We start from the raw sequence: 21,534 nt of genomic DNA, 5'->3' as shown, positions 1-21,534 counted from the left end.
GACAGGAGTAACGTATTGCCTGACGCCCCACCTGAGCTACTTCTCAGCCCAAACCCAATATGGCACTACTATTGGGTATTTTGGGGGCTGGTTTTATTTTCAATATTATTAGTTCAGCTTCCTGTCGCCTATTTCACGCTCGTCAGGCCCTTCGATAAAAAGTTTGAGATTAAACATTACACGCTGGAAAAAGGAATTTTCTATGTCAGCTTTTTGCTGCGGCTTTTCAATTACGTGGCGGGGATATTAGTGCAGCCCTATAAAGACAGGCCTTTGAAAGGTCTCGCACAACGATTTGTCAGTGGGCGCCTCAGCTATCAGGAACGTGTCTACAAGAAGACCGTTAACTTTCGCGCCCATGCCTCCGGGTTTCAAATCGCGCTGTGCTATATCATGCTGGTCAGCACCGTCATATTGTTTGTAGGAACAATCCCCTTGCTCATTCATGACTTTATTCTCTACCCTGACTTCGCCGGAGCGCGAAATAGCTAACCTCTTTTACCGTCTTGAGTCACAGAAATTGCCCACGTCGCCCCCAGAGTTCTTGTTAAGCCCGAACATTTATTGGCATTACGGGCTGCTTATCTGGGCGCTGGTCATGTTCTCAATTCTGCTTATTCAGTTGCCTGTGGCTTATTTCTCCATCGTCAGGCCTTTCGATAAGAAGTTTGAGATTCAGCAGTTCACGCTGGAGAAAGGCATCTTCTATGTCAGTTTCCTGATTCGACTATTCAACTATGTATCAGGTATTTTGCTGCAGCCTTACAAAGGCAGGCCTCTTAAAGGGCTTGCCAAAAGGTTTGTGGATGGGCGTTTCAATTACCAGAAAAGCGTTTACAGGAAGACCATTAACTTTCGCGCTCACGCTTCAAGATTTCAAATCTGTCTCTGTTATGTTTTGGTTGTCAGCACCGTCATTATGTTTGCCGGGCTGATTCCATTACTCATCCATAACTTTATTCTCTACCCGGAGTTCGCCGCGGTGCACGGGGGATAAGACTCCGGCGCCCTGAGGGCGCGCTTTACTTGCCCGGCATTTTCATCACAAATTGCGTGTGGTTTTGCTCTGAATTGGCGGCGATGCAGCCGCCGTGGGCTTCTACGATGGATTTGACGATGGCCAGTCCCAGGCCGGCGCCTTCGTCGGTGCGGCAGCGGGAGTCGTCGACACGGTAGAAGCGGTCGAACACGCGGGACAGGTGTTCCGGCGGTATGCCGGGGCCGGGGTTGGCGACGCTGACCACGGCGAAGCCGGGGGTGTCGCACAGGGATACTGAGACGGTTCCGCCTTCAGGAGTGTGGCGTATGGCGTTGGACAGCAGGTTGCTGACCGCGCGGCGCAGCATCATGCGGTCTCCCCGCACTTTGCGGCAGCGTCCCTTGAGGGTCAGCGATACGCCCTGGGCTTCCGCCCAGGCTTCGAAGTAGTCTAACAGGTCCTGCACTTCCTGGCGTAAGCTGACTTTTTCCAGCGACAAGCGTCCCAGGCCACTTTCGGTGCGCGCCAGCAACAGCATGTCGTCAATCATTTTGGAAATGCGCTCGAACTCCTCCAGGCCGGAATAAAGCACCTCTCGATATTCCTCCACGCCCCGCCCTTTGCTCAACGCCACCTGAGTTTGCGTCATCAGGTTGGTGACGGGGGTGCGCAATTCATGGGCGATATCCGCCGCGAAATTGGACAGGCGCTGATAGGAGGTTTCCACACGCTGCATCATGTCATTGAAAGAAGCGGCCAGCTCCACCAGTTCGATCGGCGCGGCATCCAGCTCCAAACGAACGTGCAGCCGGTCTGAAGACACTCCTCGAATACGATTACTGACCCGCCGCAGCGGCGCGAGCCCCCTGCCCACGCCGACCCAAACGCCGCAGATCCCCACCAGCGCCGCCAATAAAGTGGACGCCCATAAGGTATGGCGATAGCTCTTCATGAATTTACGGTGGGCGCTGATTTCAAGCGCCAGCGTCACCAGATAGTAGGAAGACGGCGCGGCTTCCGGCGCGCTCAATTTGAGCCGAATGCCCCGGTACAGATTCTGCCCGTCCCGCCACATACGCAGGTTGTCCGCGGTAATGACCGTGAGCACTTCCAGATCCCCTGGCGACCCTCTGCCGCGAAACTCAGGGGACGCATAGATGACTTCACTGGAGGGCTTGCTGAGTTTGCAGATAACGCCAAGGCGGCCAGGCAGCGCGCGATCCAGCTTGCGCTGCAACATATCGATATCTTCAGCGGGCCAGTGCTGGAACAGGATGTCCTCCACCACCGCCGCCGCTTCCTTCAGCACCGCGCTGTCCTGCTCCATGAAGTGCTGGTCGATGGTGCGCTCGATCAGCCAGCCGAATACCAGAAACACCGCCAGGATGGCGATCCCCACCAGCGCGGTGATGCGGACCGCGAGGGGCAAAGGACGTTTAGTGGAGCTCATTACGCACGTCCAGCCGATAGCCCATGCCCCGTACGGTCTGGATCAATTTAATATCATGACCATCGTCCACTTTCATGCGCAGGCGACGCACCGCCACATCAATGACATTGGTGTCGCTGTCGAAATTCATATCCCACACCTGGGAGGCGATCAGCGACCGCGGCAACACCTCCCCCTGACGCCGCACGAACAGCTCCAGCAAGGTGAATTCTTTCGTGGTCAGCTGGATATCCGCGTCGCCGCGACGGGCGCTGCGACGGGAAATGTCTAACGTCAAATCACCCACGCTCAATTGGTTTCCGCTTAAAGGCGCCAGGCCTCGCCGCAGAATATTGCGCACACGCGCCAGCAGTTCGGAGAAGGCGAACGGCTTCACCAGGTAATCATCGGCGCCGGATTCAAGCCCCTGCACCCGGTCCGATACGCTGTCGCGGGCGGTCAGAAACAAAACCGGGGTGGCGTTGCCCGCTTCCCGCAAGGAGGCGAGCAAACGCCAGCCGTCCAGGTCCGGCAACATGATATCCATCACGATCAGGTCGAACTGCTCCGTCATGGCCAAATGCCGGCCATCCAGACCATTGGCGGCGGTATCGACGACAAAGCCCGCTTCCGTCAGGCCTTTCCGCAGGTATTCCCTGGTTTTCGCTTCGTCTTCCACGACCAGCAGTTTCATGTTGCGCCTCCGGGCTGCATGGGGTTGTCGCATAAGGGACATGTGAGGGGGAATCGAGCCGCGCGTGCGGGCGCGGCGGCGCAAAGATAACCCGTGGCGCCGTGCGTAAAGATGACGGCCGCATTACGACCCTGTAATCCATGCGTCATGCCTCCGTCAGCGCCGACGCGACATAGTGTCGCCATCCTTTTCGAATTACCGGCGCAGCCGGCCTGTTGCGAGGGAGTTGCTAGCAGCGGAAACCAAAAGGATTCGGATTAAGCCGGGCCAAACCCGTAGCGAAAAATACTGTCCGTAAAGGTTTAACGAGATACACACCCTGTAACTGGAGAATTGAAACCATGAAAACCAAAGCAATGATTTTAGCGACACTGATGGCGACCAGCTACGCCATGACTGCAAGCGCCAGCGAAGAAGGCGGCGGCTACCTGTGGGAAAAGAAAGCGGAACAAAAGACGCATTCCACAGCGAAGTCCGGCAGCTCCGTCGCCAATCAAATGGGCCACACTGCGGTTCAGCACAAGCGCTTTATATTTGACGACGCGCCCAGCAACGACACCCAGTCTTAATACTTTTTCCAACACCCTTAGCATTTAGAGCGATCAGACATCACACAACGGTTCCACCTGAGATGTCCACTCAGTCGGGGGCTTCCCAGCCCCCTTTTTTTGAGCGCCAGGCGACTAGCCGCCGGACGGCGCTGCAATGGTCGCCAGCTTTTCGGTCAAATCCTGTAACGCCTCGGCTGCAACGACAAGGGGCACATGCAACCCTGACATCATCAACCTGAACTCCTCCACAGTGAAATCGTCTCCTTCTTCCAACTGTTCCCTGATCAGCTGCAGCATAGGCAGCAGAGAGAATTGCAGATTGGTCAGATGAAGCCCTCCCTGCCCTTCGCGAACCGCCTTCTTGTGCGCCCGAATAATCTCGTTCCAGGGATTATTGCAGGCAAGATCCTTGATGGCTTGCAGCACATCTTTCTCTGACGCGGGAGTCGTGTCTGGCAGTTCCCATGACGGACTGGTCAGAGTAGTAAAATTATAGTTTTTGGTGAAAATATTCAGTTTTTCCAATACTTTGGAAGGGACATTTAAGGTCAGCTCCAATATTTTGGGCGACAGCACAGAATCGCCAGAGCGAGACACAATGCGACCACCCACCTCCTCTTCCAGCTTCCAGGCCAGCCAAGGGCCCTGAGCGACTTGCCTGGCCGCCACTTCACGCAAAACGGGATTAGCGACCACCATGGCAGGGCAATCCAGCAGCGCTCTCCAACTGGCGCTAAGCATGGGCGGAAAACTCACGCCCTGTGAGGCGAGCGGCGATTCCCCTTTGAGCCCAGCCAAGGCCAGCCTCAACGCCTGGATATCCGGATTATCAACGCCGATCATTCCTGCGGTGTTGTGTATCACCGTCTCCAGCAGGTCCTGATTGGGGCGCGGACTCAAAAGCAGCAAGTGGGCGGCGAACAGTCCAAACAGCGGGTTAAAGAACTTGTCTTGCAACAGCGCGTTCATTTCCTCCCGGGTAATGGCCTGCCGCCCCTGCAACAATGCATAACGGGCAATCTCGGTAAGCCTTAAATACCGTCGCAGTTCGTAATGTGGCAGACCCATTCCCGAAGGCGTCATCAACATAGCCCGATCGCTGAAGTCCTGATAACCAAAAGGCCCCTCGTCAGGAAGCTGAAAATAGATCTGACTGCGCCACCCCGTCACAACATAAAAAGGCGTCAAAACCGTTTCGCCCTGCTCATCCTGATAGCCCAGCAGATAGTATCCGGCCTTCAGCTTAAGGTTGACGGCGGACAGCCCCAGCTCCGGCAAATGGACTTCCTTGCGGCGAAAGTCAGCGAGCTGATTACCCATGGCGTCCCGCAGCTGCAGTCGATCCATGACGGTGCGCAAACGGTCCGCGCTTCGCCCCTCGTCGTGATCGGGATGTATGTCCTGGCGCAGACTCAGTAACAGTCCGCCGTCCCATCCCAGTCCCACATCCTCTGGTTCACTTGCAACCAGATCAAACAACGCCGATTGTTGACGCCTGGTCCAATCCTCGCCCTCCTGCACCGGCGCAGGGTTGGCGAAGTCGATAGCGTTCAGAGGCACTGTCAGCGTCTTTGCTTGCGGCTCAACCAGGAACAATGATTCCGTGCGGCCGCCGCCAGCCTGCGCGCGCGCTTTATACAGTCCCGGCGCCAGATCCACCGTCAATGCGCCAAACCCGTTAGCCACCACCTGAAAAGCGCTGTCCACCACTTCGATTTCACCCTGGCGGTCGGCGATATTGACGGTAACGGATGCTTTAGAGTTCGACATCGTCACCTCCGGTTTCAAATTTCTGTTGAATCGAAGCGCCGCCGGTCGCCATCAATAGAGAAACTGGCAACGGCAGTTCAAACTCGCCATCGACGACGGCAATAACCAGCTCCTCGCTGTCGTCGCCTCCAAACTGGGCCTCACGCTTAACTTTTACCTGATCCCCGTTAAGTATCAGCTCGGCGACCACTTCAAACTGGCCGTTCACGATTCGGACTTTCTCGCCATCGCTCCAGTTCTTCACTTTGAAGCGCTGCGGCTTCAACTTACCGGCCTTGCGCTGGAAATGGATTTCGCCAATGGTGGGAACCACCACCTCCGGCGGGTCCGCCGGACTTCCCTCGCAAAGTATGCTCCACTGACTTTCCAGATAATTCTTCACCGCCTGGGAAGGCACCTCCGTTTTTCCCCACTCCGCATGCTCCAGCGCATCCAGAAAAGCGTGTGTCAGCAGCCCGTGCACCTCGCCATTGCGAGCGGCGATGGCGCGCTCCTGCGCCTTGCCTCCTCGCGGCGCCCCATACAGTTCAAACAGCTTTGGCGCGACGCTGACGCCGATATTGGTGGGTTGCGGCAGGGGCGGCGGCATAGGTCGTTGCGTTAATTTCGCGTCACGGCAGCAGTCCATGATCAGCACGATCTCAGAAAACAGCCCCTGATCCTTGGTCCATTGCGCAAAATAGGTGCCGTAGATATTCCAGTTTTCTATCGGACTGCTATTACCTACGAATAACGCAGCATGGGCTTCACGGCGATATTTCTCACAAAAGCCGTGCCCGGAGAAATACAGATAAAGCCGACCTTGGCGATAAACGTAGCCGCTGCGATCGGGCTTGCTGATCAGTTTGAGAAACTTCTTGAAGAAATCCTGGAACAGCGGCGGCATGGCGCTGTCGTCGCCGTCATCCTTCGCTGTCAGATCAGCCAGCGTCATGCCGGTTTCGTCGGATACGATTTCTATGACCTGAGCCGCCGGCACATCCCCGCCGGCAGGCGACGTCAGCCAGTTGCGCATCAGCTCAACGTCACGAACCGGGCCTTTCAGGTCAGGCAGGCGATCAGGGTCCGCATATCGGCTGATGCCCACCAGAATAGCGTAATCATTAGTGGCCATGGCGCTTAGTACCCATGTTGAAGAATGTACGCCACGCTCCCCATGGTGCAGGGGTCCTCGTCATCAAAGTCCCCATGCTTTCGGCCGTCGCTATTGCGGCCATCCCCTGCAACGCTGGGCGACCACACCAGGCTGTTGGGGTATTTGGCGTAAAACTCGCGACAGGCCTGGATATTCGGGAAGGCATCGGCGTTGTAGACGTCGCTCTCGCTCAGATAGCGCTGCATGCCGACCAGCGGCTCGTCCGGTTCGTTCTCCAGCATGCCTGAGACGAAGTACAGCAATGAGCTGCAATACAGTATGGGAACCAGAGTATCTCCCGCCTCACGCTCATCGCACATGGCGAACTGGCGGAAATGACTGATCCTGCCGCCATGTTCAGCGACCGTCGCCGCCATCAGCGCATGGGTGGCGGCCGGCGCTTCGAATAGGACGTCAAACTGCTGATTGGGCAACAGACGGGCGGCGCTTCTCAACAGATGACAGATATAGATGGCGCCGGTGCTGTGTCCGACCAACGTGATTCTGGGCGGCGTCTGCACGCCCTCCAGTTCTTCCTTCAGCGCAGACAGAAAGACATGGCCGCCATATTCATTTCCTTCAGCAAAGGCGTCGGCGGTGTCTTTCTTCATTCGGTCCCACCAGAGCGAGCGTCCAATTTTGTCGATATACAGTTCTCGCAATGCCTCCTCCACCAGAGTAACGTAGGGCCCGTGCGCCCGCCCGGCGCGAAAACGCCGAATAACGCGCAGAACTATAGCGGCGACCACCTTGGCGACTTTCCACCAGGCGATAGCGCCAAACCCTCTGGTGGTTTCTGCCGGCTCAGGCTCGAACAGGCGATCCGCCGCTTCCTTGCTGATCTGCGAATTGGAGGCCACCCTTGTCCCCTCTGACCGCGTGGCCGATTGCAGACCATTTCGCGGCTGCAGGCCGTTATAGACTTCCGTCACCGCCTCCTGAAAGACCGGATCACCCTCTATGCTATCGGTAATATCCGCGTTCAGTTCGTCCACATCCAGCACTGCGCTGCGGGTATTGGCGGCGATCACCGCGTCAGACAGGCCGGCGGATTTATGCAGGGCGTCAGGCGGTGTGTCTCTGCGCCCGGCGAACCAGTCGTCGAACTCCTGCCGCAGCTTGATTTCATTAACCCCCACTCCCCCTGCGCCTTTTATACCAACGCTTGCGGGAAGCTTCTTCAGCACCCATTCGGAGATTTTTTTCACGAATTCCCTGAAGATTTTTTCGTTGGCGATTTCCTTCAGGTTATTCAGGGGGGCTTCGAAAAATCCAGATTCCCACACAAAGAATATGGGATAAGCGCCGGCTTTATCGGCATATAAGGGATACAGTCGCTGCTCGGCCGTTTCCCTGGCGCTGTTTTCGCTGACCAGTCCGCCGTGAAAGTGGATGACGATTCCCGCCGCCGGGTTCTGTTGCAGCGCCTGACGCACGATATGGCGCACGTCCGCCGCAGAGGTGGTGGATGCAGGCTGTAATCGCCCGTCCGCCAAGTGGATGATATGGTTTTTGGAAATGAACATGCGCACCTCCTTCAAGCTGACCCTGCCATGACATGTTCTCAGAAGCCGCCTTCCATAACGGCGAAGGTTCATCCCGCATCGGCTGCTGAACTTCCCTTCGCGTCCATCGCCTACAGCCCGCAAATACATCCGGCGCCCAGGAAAGGCGTTAGTTTTAGTATAGATGAAGAAGTTGTTTTGTGAGGGGGATTCCCCCATGCCGGGGAGCAGGCGCAGGCAAGACAGGGCCTGAAACGCTCAGACCCTGTTAAGAGATAAAACGGGCGCTATTTCACTTGCGCGCTGTAGTTCACCGGAATCCACTCAAACGCGCCGCCGTCCCGCTGCACATGGCCGACGCCAGGGAATGGAATGTGCGCTGCGCCCACCAGGTAACCGTCTTCCACCGCATCGTTGAAGGCGGCGAGTCGTTGACGGGCGGCTTCTGGCGAGTCGACGTCGAAATCGATGGTGATTTCCGGTCTGGCGAACTGGATGTCCCGGATATGCAGCAGATCTCCCAGGAAACGGATGCGCTGTCCCTGGCTTTCCACTTCGTACACCGTGTGTCCGGGCGTGTGGCCATGCGTGGCGACGGTTTTGACGCCTGGGAACAACTCGCCATCGCTGTTAAAGGTTTTCATTTTATTGGCGTTCATATAGGGCCTGACGGATTTCTCCGCCCAGTCGAAGCCGCGTTTCAGGGTGTCATTCACCTTGGCTTTGTTGGCTGGATTCATCCAGAAATCCACATCGTGCTGATCCACATAGACCGTCGCATTGGGGAACGCCATCTTGCCATTGCGAGTCAGCCCGGAAGAGTGATCGCCGTGGATGTGGGTCAGCAGTACGGCGTCGATCTGCTCCGGCTGGTATCCGGCGGCTTTCAGGTTGTCCAGCAAGTGGCCGCCCTTGTCGCCGAAGATATCCCCTGCGCCAGTGTCCACGATGGCCACATGGTCGCCGGTGTCGATCACGAAGGTGTTAATGGAGGTTTCCACCTGCGGCCCCAGATAATGGCGGGCCAGCAGCCGCGTCACTTCTTCCGGCGTGGTGTTGTTCATCAGTTTGGTGAAGTCGACCATCACGGAGCCGTCGGAAACCGCCGTAATTTTGAAGTCGCCCAGCTTCATGCCGTAATAGCCAGGGTTGCTTTGCGCCGCCGCAACAGCCTGGGTGGATTTGGCGTTCGTAGCGGATTCAGCGTAAGCGGATAGCGTCGTCATAGATACTCCGGCGGTCAGTAACGCAGCGCCCAGAAACAAACTGCGCGCCAGGGGTGTTTTTTGAGCGGTGTGGGAAGTATGGAAAGGGGTGCGGAAAGAAGAGGTAGACATAGTATTTCCTTAAAAAATTTTTACTGCGGCGCGGCGATTTCGCCATTGCCTTTGACCGGATGCAATGATTCAATATTCGCAGTTATCACTCAAATCGATTGTTACAATAATGAATATCACTGAAAGAGATTTTAGGGGCGTCGACCTTAATTTACTGGTCACCCTGCTGGTTTTGCTGCGTGAGCGCAGCGTCACCCGTGCGGCGGAAAAACTGCATCTGGGGCAACCTGCGGTAAGCGGGGCGCTGTCGCGACTGCGCGAGCTGTTTGACGATCCGATTCTGGTGCGCACCGCGCAGGGCATGTCCCCCACGGTGAAAGCGCTGCAACTGGAAGCAGAGTTGCTGCCGGCGTTGGGGAAAATCCATTCCGCCCTGTTCGAGCCGTCGACCTTCGACCCCGTCACCAGCGAAGGCGTCTTCACTGTAGGCATGTCGGACTGGGTGGAAGTCTGGCTGGGGCCGCGTCTAATCGCCAAGCTGCATCAGATGGCGCCGGCGATCCGCCTCGCCATTAAATCCGTCGACCCTTTTCAGGGACCCGCCATGCTGGAGCAGAATGGCATGGACCTGGGCGTTTCCTGCTTCATGGACGGCGGACCCGCCTGGATGCTGCGCAAACGCCTGTGCTCCATGGGCTTTCTTTCCGTTTACGATCCCGCCCAGGTCGCCATCACAGAGCCCCTCACGCTGGAGCAATATGTCAGTCACCCGCATTTGATGGTGACTTACAAAGGCGCGTTTGAAAGCAATGTGGACGTCGCTCTGGCGGAAATGGGCCTGCGGCGCACCGTTCAGTTCGCGCTGCCGCGCTTTTCCACCCTGCCCCCGATCCTCAAGCGGATTCCCGCCCTCGCCACCGTACCCAAGGTCGTCGCCAGTTGCATGTGCGCCGCGTCGGGGCTGCGCGCGACGGAGCCGCCACTGGCGCTGGCGGACACCAGCGTGGATTTAGTATGGCGCGCCACCCGCGATAAAGACCCGGCCCTGCGCTGGCTGATGTCGGTGATAGAGGAATGTCTGCAGGAGGCCATGGCGCTCTGAAAACGCCTCTAACTAAGATCCTAAGCGTTTGTTTTTAGTGACAACTTTGCCTGTTGCCAGCGAGCTGGAAACAGGCGTAGTATGAATTCGTCCCCCTTTTTATTCGCCTTGTCGCGCAACGATAGCGTCGCCTGACGGGGTCGCTGCAACATCGTCGATAGGGTTCGGCGCGTGTGGCGTAACAGGCGGGGCGGCTTACGAAGCCCGTATATCGCTGCCAGAAACATGGATTGCAACGGAAGGAACTCGATATGTGGCGAAATCACCCTTTTGCTCTCGGCATTACCGCGATCACTGTCGCGGCGATTTTGTTCGGCGTCGCCGGCGCTCTCGCCAAAGTACTGTTCCATGCGAATATCTCGCCTCTGGATCTAACGGCGGTGCGTTCCCTGGTCGCCTGCGCAGTATTTTCGCTGGCCATGCTGCTGACGCAGCCCGCCACCTTTCGGGTCAGTAAATCGGCGATTCCCCTGCTGATCGCCACCGGCCTGGCTTTCACCGCCGTGAACATCACTTTTTACTACGCCATCAGCATGATCAGCGTGGCGGCGGCCATCACCCTGGAATACACCGCGCCATTTTTCGTGCTGTTGATCAGCGTCGCTTTCGCCTCACGCCGCGTTGACTTTCGCGACGCAGGCATCGTCGCTTTGAGCGTGGCGGGCTGCTTCCTGCTCACCGGCGGCGAAGCGGAGTTGTTCTCCCTCAACGCGGGAGTGCTGGTGGGGTTGGCCTGCGGTCTGGCGTTCGCCATCTTCAATATGCTCGGCAACGCCTGTAAGCAACGGGGCGTCGGCGCCAGCACGGTGACGCTCTATGCGTTTCTGGTCAGCTCCCTGCTGTGGCTCGCTGCGCTGCCCGCGCTCAGCGTTCATACCATTGATTACTCCGGGGACGTTGTCCTCTACATCGCGTTCATCGCGATTATCGCCACCATCATTCCGTATTGGCTGTTGATGTACGGATTGCGTCACGTAGACGCCCTACCCGCCACCATTATCGGCATGTTCGATCCTCTGGTGGCCGGGCTGGCCGCTTACGCGCTGGTGGGCGAACGCCTGACCGTCGTCAATATGGTCGGTATCGGCGTCATCATCGTCGCCGTCTGCCTTATCACAATAAAAGAAAAAAACGCCCAGTCCTCGTCCCAGAAAAACAAAGCGAAAAAGGAACTGGACGAGTCCTCAGGGACGCTGCAAGAACCCACTCAGAACGCCTACTAAATCCACAGCCGCCAATGCCCGCCACGGGCTCACGGCGCTGAAGACGAAAGGGATACGCCTCATGGAATAGCAGTAACACAAACGGATCAAAAAGGAATTTAGTCATGGATAAGAATCACTCAACGCTGTTGAACGTACATCTGATCGACGCCGCCGAAGAGCGGACTGATAATCTTCCGAGTCTGCGTCTCTCCCCCGATGTAGACCGCAAATCCCTCCCGCATATCCAGGCTGCGCAGAGCCGGCTGGAGAACCTGTGGGCGATGGGTACGGATTACTGCCAGGAGACGATTCGCCGGGCTCAGGCGGAGAATCGCCTGTTGCACCTGGACATTGATATGACCGGCGAGTGCAAGCTGAAGTGTTTCTATTGCGACCGCACCCCGGACCGCTACAGTGATGTGCCGGACCGGATAGAGCTGAACACGGAGGAGCGCAAGGACATTATTCTGCAGGCGCGCCGCCTGGGCGCCACAACGGTGGAGTTTCCCGGCGCCGGCGAGCCAATGATCGATCCCGGCTTCTGGGAGATCGTCGAATACATTCATAGTCTGGGCATGACCACTGTCCTGTTCACCAGCGGCTACCATTTGGACGCCGCCGGAGCGGATCGCCTCTATGAACTGGGCGCATCCGTTTTCCTCAAGTACAACAACATCGACACCGCCGTGCAGGATCGCATGGTGGGCGTACGCGGCTATGGGGACAAAGCGCGCAGCGCCATGGGTCTGCTGTTGGATCGGGGTTTCAACCAGTCGATTCCCACCCGCCTCGCCATCGACGTGGTAGTGACACCGAAATTTCACGACTTGGACGATGTGGCGGACCTGTTTCGCTGGTGCCGGGACAACAACGTGCACAGCTACATCATGACGCTGATCCCCGAAGGCATGGCGGATCATAAATCCCTGTTGCTGGAGAAAGAGCGCGCCAACGACCTGATTGAGATGATGCGCAAAATCGACGAAGAGGAATACGGGCTGATCTATTCCCCCAGTCGTCCCATGGGCGGCGGATATCGCTGCCGGCAGGTTAACTGCGGCCTGTTCGTGAATCTGTTTGGCGAAGTGTACGACTGCAACGGTCTGTCCCGACTGGTCGGCCATTTGCGTCAGGATTCGCTGGAAAATGTATGGAACTCCGCCTATGCGGAAAAAATCCGCACGCCGGATCAAAACGGCTTCTGCCTTGTGCGGGAGCGCCAATGGCAAGGCCGCGACCTGTCCGCCATGAACCGCAAAGTTGAAGAATACGAACGCTGGCGCGCCAAACACGGCGACGACGCAGTGGTGGAAAGGGCTAAACAGGCGGTCGGCATTGGCCACGTGGAGCTGACGCGCAAGGGGGCCATGGTGAAAACGCAAACAACGCAACCGGTGTGATGAGGAAGCCGCCATGTACGAGAGAGTTGTCAACGATCAGTCGCTGAAATGGGTGTCCGAGGCCTGGGTCAAGGATGTAGAGGACGCCGCCGGCGCCGACTTCGGTTCAGACTTGATCACCTTTGTGGAGATTCCTTTCGATTTCGCCGTGAGCCATCGACCCGGAACCCGATTCGGACCCGCAGCCATTTTGGAGGCGCTGAACGGTTTCAGTCTTTATTGCACGGACAAGCGCGCGGACCTTTCTTCCCTGCGTTTTCGTCGCGGCGCGCCGGTGCCCGTCAGCAATGACATTCACCAGACCTATTCCCGCATCGAAGAAGCCGTCACGGCCCTGCCGCCCTCGACCATGCCGGTATTCCTGGGCGGCGATCATTCCGTCACTGATCCGATACTGCGCGGACTTCTTAAACGTTCCGGCGGTCAGCGTTTCGGTCTGATCGTGTTTGACGCCCATTTCGACTCCCGTCCCCCGGTGAAAGGTCAGGAGCACTCGGGGCATTGGATGTATACGGTGCAAGACGTGTACAGCCACGCCAGCAGCGTACAGCTGGGCGTCAACGCGCCGATTTATTCGCGGGAATATATGGAGCGGGCGGAACAGGCCGGCGTCATGGTGCGCACGCCCTATGAGATCCGCCGCGACGGCTGGCGTAACACGCTGGAGGAAGCCATCGCCCACGCCTCCCGCGATACTGACGGCGTCTACGTGTCCGTAGATATCGACTGCCTCGACCGCGCCTTCGCCCAGGGCACCAGCGTCCCTAACGGCTGCGGCCTGATGGCGTACGAAGTGGCCGACGCGCTCTATGAAATCGCCCGCAAAACCAAAACCATCGGGCTGGATATCGTGGAAGTCAGCCCGCCCCTGGACGACGCCTCCAACACCGCAGAAGTCGCCGCCCACTTCGTCATGAACTACCTCGCCGGCTTGACCGAAAGACGACGCGACTGACCGATTTAACCCTTCGTCCCCGACCGGGCCCTTCCGCACTCGCCTGTCGGGGGCGTTTTTTTGCGCCCTTTCTCTGTCACGTTTTCTCAATCACACTTTCTCTGGCGCCTATTTCAATGTCGTAGCCTTCCTCAAGCGACCGACTGCTATACTTCTACCGAACCCAGTTTGTCCGATATTTTCGGCGTTTGTTAGAGCGCGCAAATCGAGTACGTTCATGCCTCTTATGCGATTCATTACACCCTTGCGCGGACTCAGCGCCTTCGCCATCCTGCTGGCATGCAGCTTATGGCGACCCACCTTCGCCGCCGACTCCACCATTCGCATCTGCACACCCATCTGGGAGGGCTACACCAACCCGGATGGCACGGGGTTATATCACGAACTGTGGAAGCTTATTTACGAGGACAACGGCGTCTCTGTGGAAGTGAGTTACATGCCTCCCAAACGATGCCAGGCCAACGTGCAAACCGCAAAACTCAACTTCGACGCCTTTCCCGGCGCTTACAAAGGCATGCGGGACATTTATCTGCCTCGCTGGCACATCTATGTGGGCAGCCTCTCCGTCGCTCACCTCAAGGGAACAATAGATCACTGGATCGGCCAGGAGCAATTGAGAGGACAACGCGTCTCCTGGGAACCCAACTCTGGATTCGACCAAAGCGGCATCCTGACCGTTCCCGTCCAGGTCCACGAATTCGTCGACATAGACGCCGCCCTGAAAATGCTCGACCTCAGACGCATCGACTACATCCTCGACTACGAAGAACGCCTCGTCGACGCCGTCATCGACACCCGCCTGGCCCACCGCGTCGTCATCCAGAAAGACGTCATCCCAGGCGCAAAATTCTACCTCGGATTCAGATACGATGACGAAGGACGAAAATTCGCGGAAATATGGGATAGGGAGATGGATCGCTTGATGGAGAGTGGGAAGCTAAAGGAGCTGTTTAGCAGGTTTAATGATCCTACGTTTGAGTAATTAATTCTCTTTCGTACCATGTAGAAGCAGCGCTATTTGCGCCCTAATATGTTGCTATATTCGCTCAAAAACCTGAGTAAATGCACTTCCCTCAACCTCTTGACAGCCATGCACTTATCAAAAAGAAGACTGACACTGTTCTATACTTGCTAAAAAGTATGCAGGAGCTCTCTCAATATGGATGTCACATCACTTGATAAATCCCGCTATTCCGAATGGGTTATTAGAAACTCTCTGTACTGGTTGACTGCCGTGTCAACTTGGAAGCTCGAAGAAACCGCTACTCACTGGGAGATAACCCTAGGCAAATCTGGCAGTGAATCCGAACAGGAATTAAGCCGCCTTCTTAACGACTACGTGCTACGCGAGCGTCTGATGTTGCAAACAGACTCCATCCGTCAATCGATCGCTACCTCTGTACTTTGTGACATTCAGAGACGGCTTGCAAAGTGAAGCTCCTACCCTTCAACTTTGATCGATTGGAAAGCGGCGATTACTTTCTCAGCAATATGGCTGGCTTTCACAGTTTCTTGGCCCCAAAGGAACTACATGAGCTAATTGATTTTTCGAACGCTTCATGTCCATCTACCAGTAAGCACCTACAAAGCAGCTTGTTTATTGCGCCTGAGGAAAGTGCGGACGCATCAGTTGCTGCAATGGCTTCAGCCCTCGCCCGAAAGCTTCAACTTGAATTTCAGTTCAAACCAACCTTTATGATCGTCCCCACACTACGATGCGATCACACATGTCGCTATTGCCAAGTAAGTCGTGCTCCAAAAAACGGACTCAACTACGACTTAGCTATTGATGCCATTCCGAATATCATAGGGGCTATAAAAAAACTCTCCAGCCCGCCATATAAATTAGAGATTCAAGGTGGTGAGCCTTTAATTAGGTTTGACCTTATCAATAGACTCTATAGTGAAGCTGAAGAGCAACTCGGCACGGACACCTTTGAGTTTGTTATTGCAACCAGTCTTTCCCTACTTGATGAGAACACCTTATCTTGGGCGAAGTATCGAAACGTTTACTTTTCTACCTCATTGGATGGCGACGCCGTCATCCATAATGCGAACCGTATTCTGCACAGTGATAACTCCTTTCAACGTGTAAAGTGGGGAGTCGCTCAAATACAAACTGAGTTAGGCGCAGACAGAGTAGCGACTGTCACAACAGTGACCAGAGAGTTGCTAAAAGATCCAGAAGCTCTGGTGGCAGCTCATCTTGAAATGGGGCTTTATGACCTATTCGTTAGGCCAATCAGTCCATATGGATTCGCAAATACAAATTCTGCTCCATCCTATTCGATACCAGAATATATGCAGTTCTACCGTCATCTTTTTAATTGCATAAAATCTCACACTAGAGAGGGTGAAACCTTAATTGAGCATTCCGCAGCGATCCATATAAAACGCATTCTTAACCCGGGATTCAGTCTATATGCAGACTTAAAATCTCCAAGTGGACTAATATTAAACTGCCTGCTATTTAACTATGATGGCAAAGTCTACGGCAGCGATGAAGCGAGAATGCTCCAGCGTGTTCTTGTTGGTGTCGATTTATCCTGTGGTGACATCAACGCAATGAAGCTAGAGGATAATACACTATATACAAACATTCTCGGCAACACCTTAAATCTACTTCATCCAGGGTGTGAGCAATGCGCCTATCAACCCTTTTGCGGCTCCGACCCATGCCAGTCAATCAGTGTTCAAGGTGAGCCCATAGGCGACAAGTCCTTTTCGTTGTTCTGCCAATACCATAAGGCTATGTTCCGATTTCTACTTAACGAATTCCATAATGACGCCGCCAGCCACAAATTACTTAAGGAATGGAGTCATGGTTAAAGCGCTCCGCCAAGATATGTTTAGTTTACCCAAAGGAGCAGGTTCATCAGCGACATACGTAATCCTCCGTAAAGCACCGCCGACGAATGAAAGCTTATTTCTAGAACAAGTTTTAATTTCGCCTTCAGAGAGTTCAGTTTCTAAAAGGGATCACTCATTCATTTCCAGATATCTAATTGACCCAGATCTTTATGCATCTGTTAATGATGGCGATATTGGTTTATTTACCGGCAGAGGGTTTCTGCGAGTTGCGTTAACCAGTCGAGCTAACCACAATACTTTGCTTGTGACAGAACGTTGCGATAATTTCTGTAAGTTCTGCTCACAACCTCCCAAGAATCGGAATGATGATTGGCTTCTGGTTCAAGCTGCCATGGCGCTTGCTGCATTCAACACTTCATCGCAGGTAGGCATAAGTGGAGGAGAACCTTTAATATATCGAAGCAGCTTTATTCGATTTTTGAAATTTATTGCAGAGCACAGCCCTAAAACACCTCTCCACATACTAAGCAACGGAAGGGCCTTTTCCGACTTAGACTTCACACTCGACGTCGCTTATCAATGTCAAGATAAACTGCATAGTTTTGGCATACCTCTTTACTCGTCAGTAGCCGAAAGTCACGATTATTTGGTGGGAATTAGGGGCGCATTTCGGGAAACAATTAAGGGATTAATCAATGCTGGAAACAGCGGCATTCCTATAGAGCTCAGAATAATTCCAACCAAATACAACTTAAGTGACCTAGAAGCGACTGTCCTGCTGGTTTCCAGATGCCTTTCTAACCTATCACAGATATCAATAATGAACTTAGAGCCCACAGGATGGGCAAAGCAAAATTGGCATGATCTATATGTTGAGCCCGTCCGTTACATCAGAGAGTTAGCCAGCGCAATTGATGCGGCTGAAAGAGCTCACATACCAATTTGCTTATACAACTTCCCTCTCTGCCATCTACCAACCGAGCTACATCACTATGCAGTCAAATCAATCTCAGATTGGAAAAATTATTACCCTGAAGAATGTGAAGGCTGCAGGCTAAGAAATCAATGCGGGGGCTATTTCGTATCCTCACGTGGCGTTTTTCATCAGAGCGCAAGGAAAGTACCATGAAAAAGAAATGGAGTTTAGCGGCGCTTTTGCCAGGTTTTCTAACATTAAACACATCTGGAGCATCTAATTATCCAGCAGATGAATCAAAGCCGGGGACAAGTGAGATTGGCCTAAAAGGGATAGTGATTGCTCCATTAAATGTAGAAACACCGTTATATATTGCTGGGCATCGCAGTCACAGCAGCCATAGCTCTCATCGTTCTTCTTCTGGATCATCTGGACATAGCAGCCACAGTTCACATAGCTCCCATAGGTCGTCAGCCGGCTCAGGCAGCCGTAGTTATAGCCCGCCTCCGTCAGAATCTACTTCTCCCTCCTCATCTACCCCACCCCAAACTTCTCCTTCATATAATTCTGATCCTTTAGGTCAACCGAGCACACCCAGCTACACCACCCCCAGCCAAGCCGAGCTAAAGAAACAGCAGCAAATAGAGCGAGAAACATTGATCAAAAGGGTCCAGCTATCTCTTAGCATTTTGGGTTACTACGTTGGCTCTATCGACGGAATTCTTGGGCCCCGGACAAGAAGTGCGATAGTACGTTACCGATGGGATAAAGGCCTGAATCGTGTAGAGACTATTGATTCAGAGCTGTTGAACTCACTGGGAATCGCAGCGCCATGAAGGGGACCGTATTCAGATATATCGTCGGAGCTTTTTGCTTGGTGTGGCTAGCCAAAAATGCTCTGGCTCCTGTTAGCGCTTATATTTATTTTCATAGTGATTACATGAGGCTAGCTTCTGCTTGCGCTGATGCTATGGATGAAGGCTGGTTTGCGGAACAGGAAAACTCTCCTGAACTGAACAAAACTACAAAGGTCCATCTACTTAGCTGCCATGAATATGATAAGACCCGCAAGATAATGCTTATTATGGGCCTCAATGAGAATGTTCTATCTTATCTTGGCTTAAAGGCACTGGAAATTAACTAGCGTTCAACAGATGAGCTGGTAGAACAACATCGTTTCAGAGAGAGATAAACACATTGTCTAGTCGTGTTTTCATCACATTTCTTCTTGTTTTCATCACATTCAATGCTCTAGCTTTGTCTTTAGACCAACAACTTAGACTTATTATTAACGAGTATGATTTAAAATCAGAGACTTGCAGTATCAATAAAGACCTGATCAATGAACGACTGACGCCTATTGGAGAGATAGTATTCAATACACCTGTTCTCAGCGGAAATAAGGATACATCCTGTTCTACTTGTCATATAGAAAATAAGCATCTTACTGATGGGCTCTCTATCTCTATCGGCGTAGGAGGCGATGGAGAGGGGCAACTACGAATGAGCAGTGGAGGCATAATTGTCCCTCGAAACTCCTTCACCTTATTCGGCCGGGCCTCCTCGCACTACCAGACCTTCTTCTGGGATGGGAAAGTCCAAGAGGTTAACGGAAAGATCTACTCGCCGATAGGTGAAGGATACGCTCTAGGTTTTGGTTCCACCCTTGCCGTCGCGGCGGTATTGCCAATTCTCGCTAGAGATGAATTCCTTGGCTTGCAATCATTAACTCAGTCCAACCCAAATCTGAATCAGATTAACGAGGTCTACTACGGAGAAAAGCTAGGTGCCGCCAATAATGTTCTGAGACAAATTGTCTCGGCTCCGAAGGACGAAAACAGTAAAAAGTTGGCGCAAGCTCTGTTAGAAGCAGGAGTTAAAGAACCCGACATACAGACTATAGGCAACTCCCTTGCTAGCTTTATCGCCAAAAGAGTTCAGCAATGCCAGCCGACTCACTGGGACAAATATATTTCTGGTGAGTCAAGTGCATTAACTGATAAGCAAAAACAAGGCGCTGTTATCTTTTACGGAAAAGGTCGTTGTGCAGGTTGCCATAGTGGAAGCCTATTTACCGACTTTAAATTTCACTCAATAGGCGCCCCGCAGGGTGAGTTTGGTCCATATATACATCGTCAGGATATTGGACGCGCAAATGTCACTTACCGCCTTGAAGATCGCTTTAGATTCCGGACTCCTCCTCTCATTCATGTTACAAAAACAGCCCCCTATGGGCACAACGGAGAATTTAAGACAATAGAGGAGATCGTTCTCTTTCACATTAATCCAATTCCATACTTTGCTGAAAACGGATGGACTTCCAAGCGCGAATTACTACAGTACGGAAAAATTCTATCCACACGATCAGAAATGCTTGGATTTATAGATATTTCAACAAAAGAGGAAATGGACGAACTTCTTCAATTTCTCTTGGCTCTGTAGGTATTGTGGTACATACAGAAGCCCCTTCCTTTTCCTTCCAAAGAAGTTTTAATGCAGCTACATACCTCAGCGTAATTATGCTTGGCATGTATGTTCTTCACTTTAGAGCCCTCTCCACCATCGGCGCCTTCTCCAACTCTGTATCCCACTCAGCCCTACTCTCGACAAAGATATGCGCATTCGGTTTTATCGTGACTTTGCTATCAAGGCTGCCGGCGGGAACGGCCAGGAGTTGGCCATTCATCTGAATATTCGGCAACGCTGAACCGCAGTGTGAACAAAAGCTTTTGCAGTGTTGGGTTCCTGGCAGCATGAACGTTTTGACCTGCTCTTCACCGCTCAGCCACACCAATTGCGCCGAGGTAGAAAATAAGTTTGAAGCGTGCGCCGACCCGGTGTCTTTGCGGCAATGCTCGCAGTGGCAGAGATAGAAACTTTCAAAATCGCCCTCTATCTCAAATCGTACTTCACCGCATAGGCAAGAGCCGTGGTGTCTGGCGCTCATGTTCAATTCCATCCAATAGTCATTTTGATTCTTACAAACATAGGAGCCCCCTAATCCTTAGACGCCCCTCCCTCCCCGACATACTGTAGTTCCTTCATCTTAAGCACGCGGGTGAATTCGTCGAGGCTGTCTTGTTCGTCTTTTGTCAGGGTGACGCCGCTGCGTTGCGCTTCCCTGATTGAGGCGATTCTTTCGCCGAGGTAATTGATGTCCCTTTTCAACTCATTACGCGAGGGGCTGCGGTTTTCGAAGGCTTTGGTGACTTCCACCAGGCCCGCCATGAGGGAGCAGCTGTCGTGGTAGGCTTGCATGTCCAGGACGGCCAGGGACAGTGGGTAGTCCGCGGTGGTGTTTTTCATACCGGCTTCCAGCACGGCTTTGTGTTTGGAGCGGGCCACGTCGATGGAGCGCAGTATGGTCGTGCCCAGGGCGTCTGCGTAGACTTCTTTGTTCACTAAAGATTGAATGCCGGACGTGGCGGTGGCGGCTGCGGCCAGATTGCCGGCGGTTTTGGCGTGAGACAGCACGGAGGCGGTTCCTGAGAACAACATGGCGGCCGAGCCCGTGCCCACGTTCCAGGCGTTGGCGTTTGAGATAATGCCCGCCTTGTGCAGGGTGCATTTTCTATCGGATAGCGCGATCGCTTGAGACATCACCTGATTGCGATAGGTTTTACTGTTGCTTTTCAGGTTCAACTGAGACAAGTCGATCATCCCTTCATCGGTGATATAGGGATGGGATGAGGAATTTTTCGCCGGCAGAATCAACTCACCGGGCAGATAATTTTTGGCGATGGACTCACACCCGGACAGTATAAGCGCGGCTGCGATTAACATGATTTGACGCATCATCCTTATC

General features: G+C 53.8%; 20 protein-coding genes. 12 read left to right on the top strand and 8 right to left on the bottom strand.

The features are described 5' to 3' along the window. The first annotated feature begins 15 nt into the window (after positions 1–15). Both ONV78_RS22615 and ONV78_RS22610 read left to right on the top strand, forming a co-directional pair. Positions 16–492, top strand: a complete 477-nt coding sequence (locus ONV78_RS22615; protein ID WP_279506611.1) for a hypothetical protein — start codon at positions 16–18, stop codon at positions 490–492. A gap of 106 nt (positions 493–598) precedes the next feature. Then, positions 599–997: a hypothetical protein gene (locus ONV78_RS22610; protein WP_279506609.1), complete on the top strand. Its 399-nt coding sequence runs from the start codon at positions 599–601 to the stop codon at positions 995–997. 25 nt (positions 998–1,022) lie between these two features. Here the strand turns inward: ONV78_RS22610 and ONV78_RS22605 are convergent, their stop codons facing one another. Then, on the bottom strand, positions 1,023–2,429 hold the full coding sequence (locus ONV78_RS22605) for a heavy metal sensor histidine kinase (protein ID WP_279506608.1): 1,407 nt from the start codon (positions 2,427–2,429) through the stop codon (positions 1,023–1,025). After that, entirely contained in the window at positions 2,416–3,102 is a 687-nt protein-coding gene (locus ONV78_RS22600; RefSeq protein ID WP_279506607.1) for a heavy metal response regulator transcription factor, read from the bottom strand. The genes ONV78_RS22605 and ONV78_RS22600 overlap by 14 nt, the downstream gene beginning before the upstream one ends. A 341-nt stretch (positions 3,103–3,443) precedes the next feature. Here ONV78_RS22600 and ONV78_RS22595 point away from each other — a divergent pair, with 341 nt between their 5' ends. Beyond that, positions 3,444–3,671, top strand: coding sequence for a hypothetical protein (locus ONV78_RS22595; protein WP_279506605.1), 228 nt, complete (start codon positions 3,444–3,446; stop codon positions 3,669–3,671). Positions 3,672–3,785: 114 nt separating this feature from the next. Here ONV78_RS22595 and ONV78_RS22590 read toward each other — a convergent pair whose 3' ends face one another. The 4 genes from ONV78_RS22590 to ONV78_RS22575 form a co-directional block, all read right to left on the bottom strand. Then, positions 3,786–5,423 carry a hypothetical protein gene (locus tag ONV78_RS22590; RefSeq protein ID WP_279506603.1) on the bottom strand — a complete coding sequence of 546 codons (1,638 nt, stop codon included), beginning with the start codon at positions 5,421–5,423 and terminating at the stop codon, positions 3,786–3,788. Then, complete coding sequence (locus tag ONV78_RS22585; RefSeq protein ID WP_279506602.1) at positions 5,410–6,537, bottom strand: caspase family protein; 1,128 nt, start codon at positions 6,535–6,537, stop codon at positions 5,410–5,412. The genes ONV78_RS22590 and ONV78_RS22585 overlap by 14 nt, the downstream gene beginning before the upstream one ends. 5 nt (positions 6,538–6,542) lie before the next feature. After that, positions 6,543–8,084, bottom strand: coding sequence for a hypothetical protein (locus ONV78_RS22580; RefSeq protein WP_279506600.1), 1,542 nt, complete (start codon positions 8,082–8,084; stop codon positions 6,543–6,545). A gap of 266 nt (positions 8,085–8,350) precedes the next feature. Then, complete coding sequence (locus tag ONV78_RS22575) at positions 8,351–9,400, bottom strand: MBL fold metallo-hydrolase (protein WP_279506598.1); 1,050 nt, start codon at positions 9,398–9,400, stop codon at positions 8,351–8,353. A gap of 109 nt (positions 9,401–9,509) precedes the next feature. Between ONV78_RS22575 and ONV78_RS22570 the strand changes: the two genes are divergently transcribed. The 9 genes from ONV78_RS22570 to ONV78_RS22530 all read left to right on the top strand — a co-directional run bounded on the left by ONV78_RS22570 (position 9,510) and on the right by ONV78_RS22530 (position 20,171). Further along, on the top strand, positions 9,510–10,442 hold the full coding sequence (locus ONV78_RS22570) for a LysR family transcriptional regulator (RefSeq protein WP_279506595.1): 933 nt from the start codon (positions 9,510–9,512) through the stop codon (positions 10,440–10,442). Between the two features lie 251 nt (positions 10,443–10,693). Then, positions 10,694–11,665 carry an EamA family transporter gene (locus ONV78_RS22565; RefSeq protein ID WP_279506593.1) on the top strand — a complete coding sequence of 324 codons (972 nt, stop codon included), beginning with the start codon at positions 10,694–10,696 and terminating at the stop codon, positions 11,663–11,665. A gap of 104 nt (positions 11,666–11,769) precedes the next feature. Beyond that, a complete protein-coding gene (locus tag ONV78_RS22560) occupies positions 11,770–13,047 on the top strand; it encodes a radical SAM protein (RefSeq protein WP_279506591.1) in 1,278 nt (425 codons plus the stop codon). A gap of 13 nt (positions 13,048–13,060) precedes the next feature. Then, positions 13,061–14,002 carry an agmatinase family protein gene (locus ONV78_RS22555; protein ID WP_216736249.1) on the top strand — a complete coding sequence of 314 codons (942 nt, stop codon included), beginning with the start codon at positions 13,061–13,063 and terminating at the stop codon, positions 14,000–14,002. Between the two features lie 217 nt (positions 14,003–14,219). Next, entirely contained in the window at positions 14,220–14,984 is a 765-nt protein-coding gene (locus tag ONV78_RS22550) for a transporter substrate-binding domain-containing protein (RefSeq protein WP_279506589.1), read from the top strand. Positions 14,985–15,433: 449 nt separating this feature from the next. Then, positions 15,434–16,831 (top strand): His-Xaa-Ser system radical SAM maturase HxsB, encoded by a 1,398-nt coding sequence (gene hxsB, locus ONV78_RS22545; RefSeq protein ID WP_279506585.1) that lies wholly within the window; start codon positions 15,434–15,436, stop codon positions 16,829–16,831. Further along, entirely contained in the window at positions 16,824–17,942 is a 1,119-nt protein-coding gene (gene hxsC / locus ONV78_RS22540; RefSeq protein ID WP_279506583.1) for a His-Xaa-Ser system radical SAM maturase HxsC, read from the top strand. The genes hxsB and hxsC overlap by 8 nt, the downstream gene beginning before the upstream one ends. Before the next feature lie 619 nt (positions 17,943–18,561). After that, positions 18,562–18,873 carry a TIGR03982 family His-Xaa-Ser system protein gene (locus tag ONV78_RS22535; RefSeq protein WP_279506581.1) on the top strand — a complete coding sequence of 104 codons (312 nt, stop codon included), beginning with the start codon at positions 18,562–18,564 and terminating at the stop codon, positions 18,871–18,873. 53 nt (positions 18,874–18,926) lie between these two features. Beyond that, on the top strand, positions 18,927–20,171 hold the full coding sequence (locus ONV78_RS22530) for a His-Xaa-Ser system-associated MauG-like protein (protein WP_279506579.1): 1,245 nt from the start codon (positions 18,927–18,929) through the stop codon (positions 20,169–20,171). A 97-nt stretch (positions 20,172–20,268) separates the two neighbouring features. On the opposite strand, the gene ONV78_RS22525 is transcribed toward ONV78_RS22530, so the two are convergent. Beyond that, positions 20,269–20,676, bottom strand: a complete 408-nt coding sequence (locus tag ONV78_RS22525; RefSeq protein WP_279506578.1) for a GFA family protein — start codon at positions 20,674–20,676, stop codon at positions 20,269–20,271. A gap of 50 nt (positions 20,677–20,726) precedes the next feature. Next, complete coding sequence (locus tag ONV78_RS22520; RefSeq protein WP_216736242.1) at positions 20,727–21,527, bottom strand: hypothetical protein; 801 nt, start codon at positions 21,525–21,527, stop codon at positions 20,727–20,729. Positions 21,528–21,534: the final 7 nt, after the last annotated feature.

The organism is Hahella sp. CR1, assembly GCF_029813005.1.
Classification (GTDB): Bacteria; Pseudomonadota; Gammaproteobacteria; order Pseudomonadales; family Oleiphilaceae; genus Hahella.
This window is presented reverse-complemented; position numbering and strand designations above follow the sequence as displayed.

What these genes read in the sequence shown, in the direction of transcription:
- ONV78_RS22525 (WP_279506578.1), bottom strand. Translation starts at nt 20,676, where the DNA reads ATGAGCGCCAGACACCACGGCTCTTGCCTATGCGGTGAAGTACGATTT.
- ONV78_RS22585 (WP_279506602.1), bottom strand. Translation starts at nt 6,537, where the DNA reads ATGGCCACTAATGATTACGCTATTCTGGTGGGCATCAGCCGATATGCG.
- ONV78_RS22595 (WP_279506605.1), top strand. Translation starts at nt 3,444, where the DNA reads ATGAAAACCAAAGCAATGATTTTAGCGACACTGATGGCGACCAGCTAC.
- ONV78_RS22555 (WP_216736249.1), top strand. Translation starts at nt 13,061, where the DNA reads ATGTACGAGAGAGTTGTCAACGATCAGTCGCTGAAATGGGTGTCCGAG.
- ONV78_RS22590 (WP_279506603.1), bottom strand. Translation starts at nt 5,423, where the DNA reads ATGTCGAACTCTAAAGCATCCGTTACCGTCAATATCGCCGACCGCCAG.
- ONV78_RS22610 (WP_279506609.1), top strand. Translation starts at nt 599, where the DNA reads ATGTTCTCAATTCTGCTTATTCAGTTGCCTGTGGCTTATTTCTCCATC.
- ONV78_RS22575 (WP_279506598.1), bottom strand. Translation starts at nt 9,400, where the DNA reads ATGTCTACCTCTTCTTTCCGCACCCCTTTCCATACTTCCCACACCGCT.
- ONV78_RS22570 (WP_279506595.1), top strand. Translation starts at nt 9,510, where the DNA reads ATGAATATCACTGAAAGAGATTTTAGGGGCGTCGACCTTAATTTACTG.
- ONV78_RS22520 (WP_216736242.1), bottom strand. Translation starts at nt 21,527, where the DNA reads ATGATGCGTCAAATCATGTTAATCGCAGCCGCGCTTATACTGTCCGGG.
- hxsC (WP_279506583.1), top strand. Translation starts at nt 16,824, where the DNA reads ATGGTTAAAGCGCTCCGCCAAGATATGTTTAGTTTACCCAAAGGAGCA.
- ONV78_RS22605 (WP_279506608.1), bottom strand. Translation starts at nt 2,429, where the DNA reads ATGAGCTCCACTAAACGTCCTTTGCCCCTCGCGGTCCGCATCACCGCG.
- ONV78_RS22580 (WP_279506600.1), bottom strand. Translation starts at nt 8,084, where the DNA reads ATGTTCATTTCCAAAAACCATATCATCCACTTGGCGGACGGGCGATTA.
- ONV78_RS22565 (WP_279506593.1), top strand. Translation starts at nt 10,694, where the DNA reads ATGTGGCGAAATCACCCTTTTGCTCTCGGCATTACCGCGATCACTGTC.
- ONV78_RS22600 (WP_279506607.1), bottom strand. Translation starts at nt 3,102, where the DNA reads ATGAAACTGCTGGTCGTGGAAGACGAAGCGAAAACCAGGGAATACCTG.
- ONV78_RS22550 (WP_279506589.1), top strand. Translation starts at nt 14,220, where the DNA reads ATGCCTCTTATGCGATTCATTACACCCTTGCGCGGACTCAGCGCCTTC.
- ONV78_RS22535 (WP_279506581.1), top strand. Translation starts at nt 18,562, where the DNA reads ATGAAGGGGACCGTATTCAGATATATCGTCGGAGCTTTTTGCTTGGTG.
- ONV78_RS22560 (WP_279506591.1), top strand. Translation starts at nt 11,770, where the DNA reads ATGGATAAGAATCACTCAACGCTGTTGAACGTACATCTGATCGACGCC.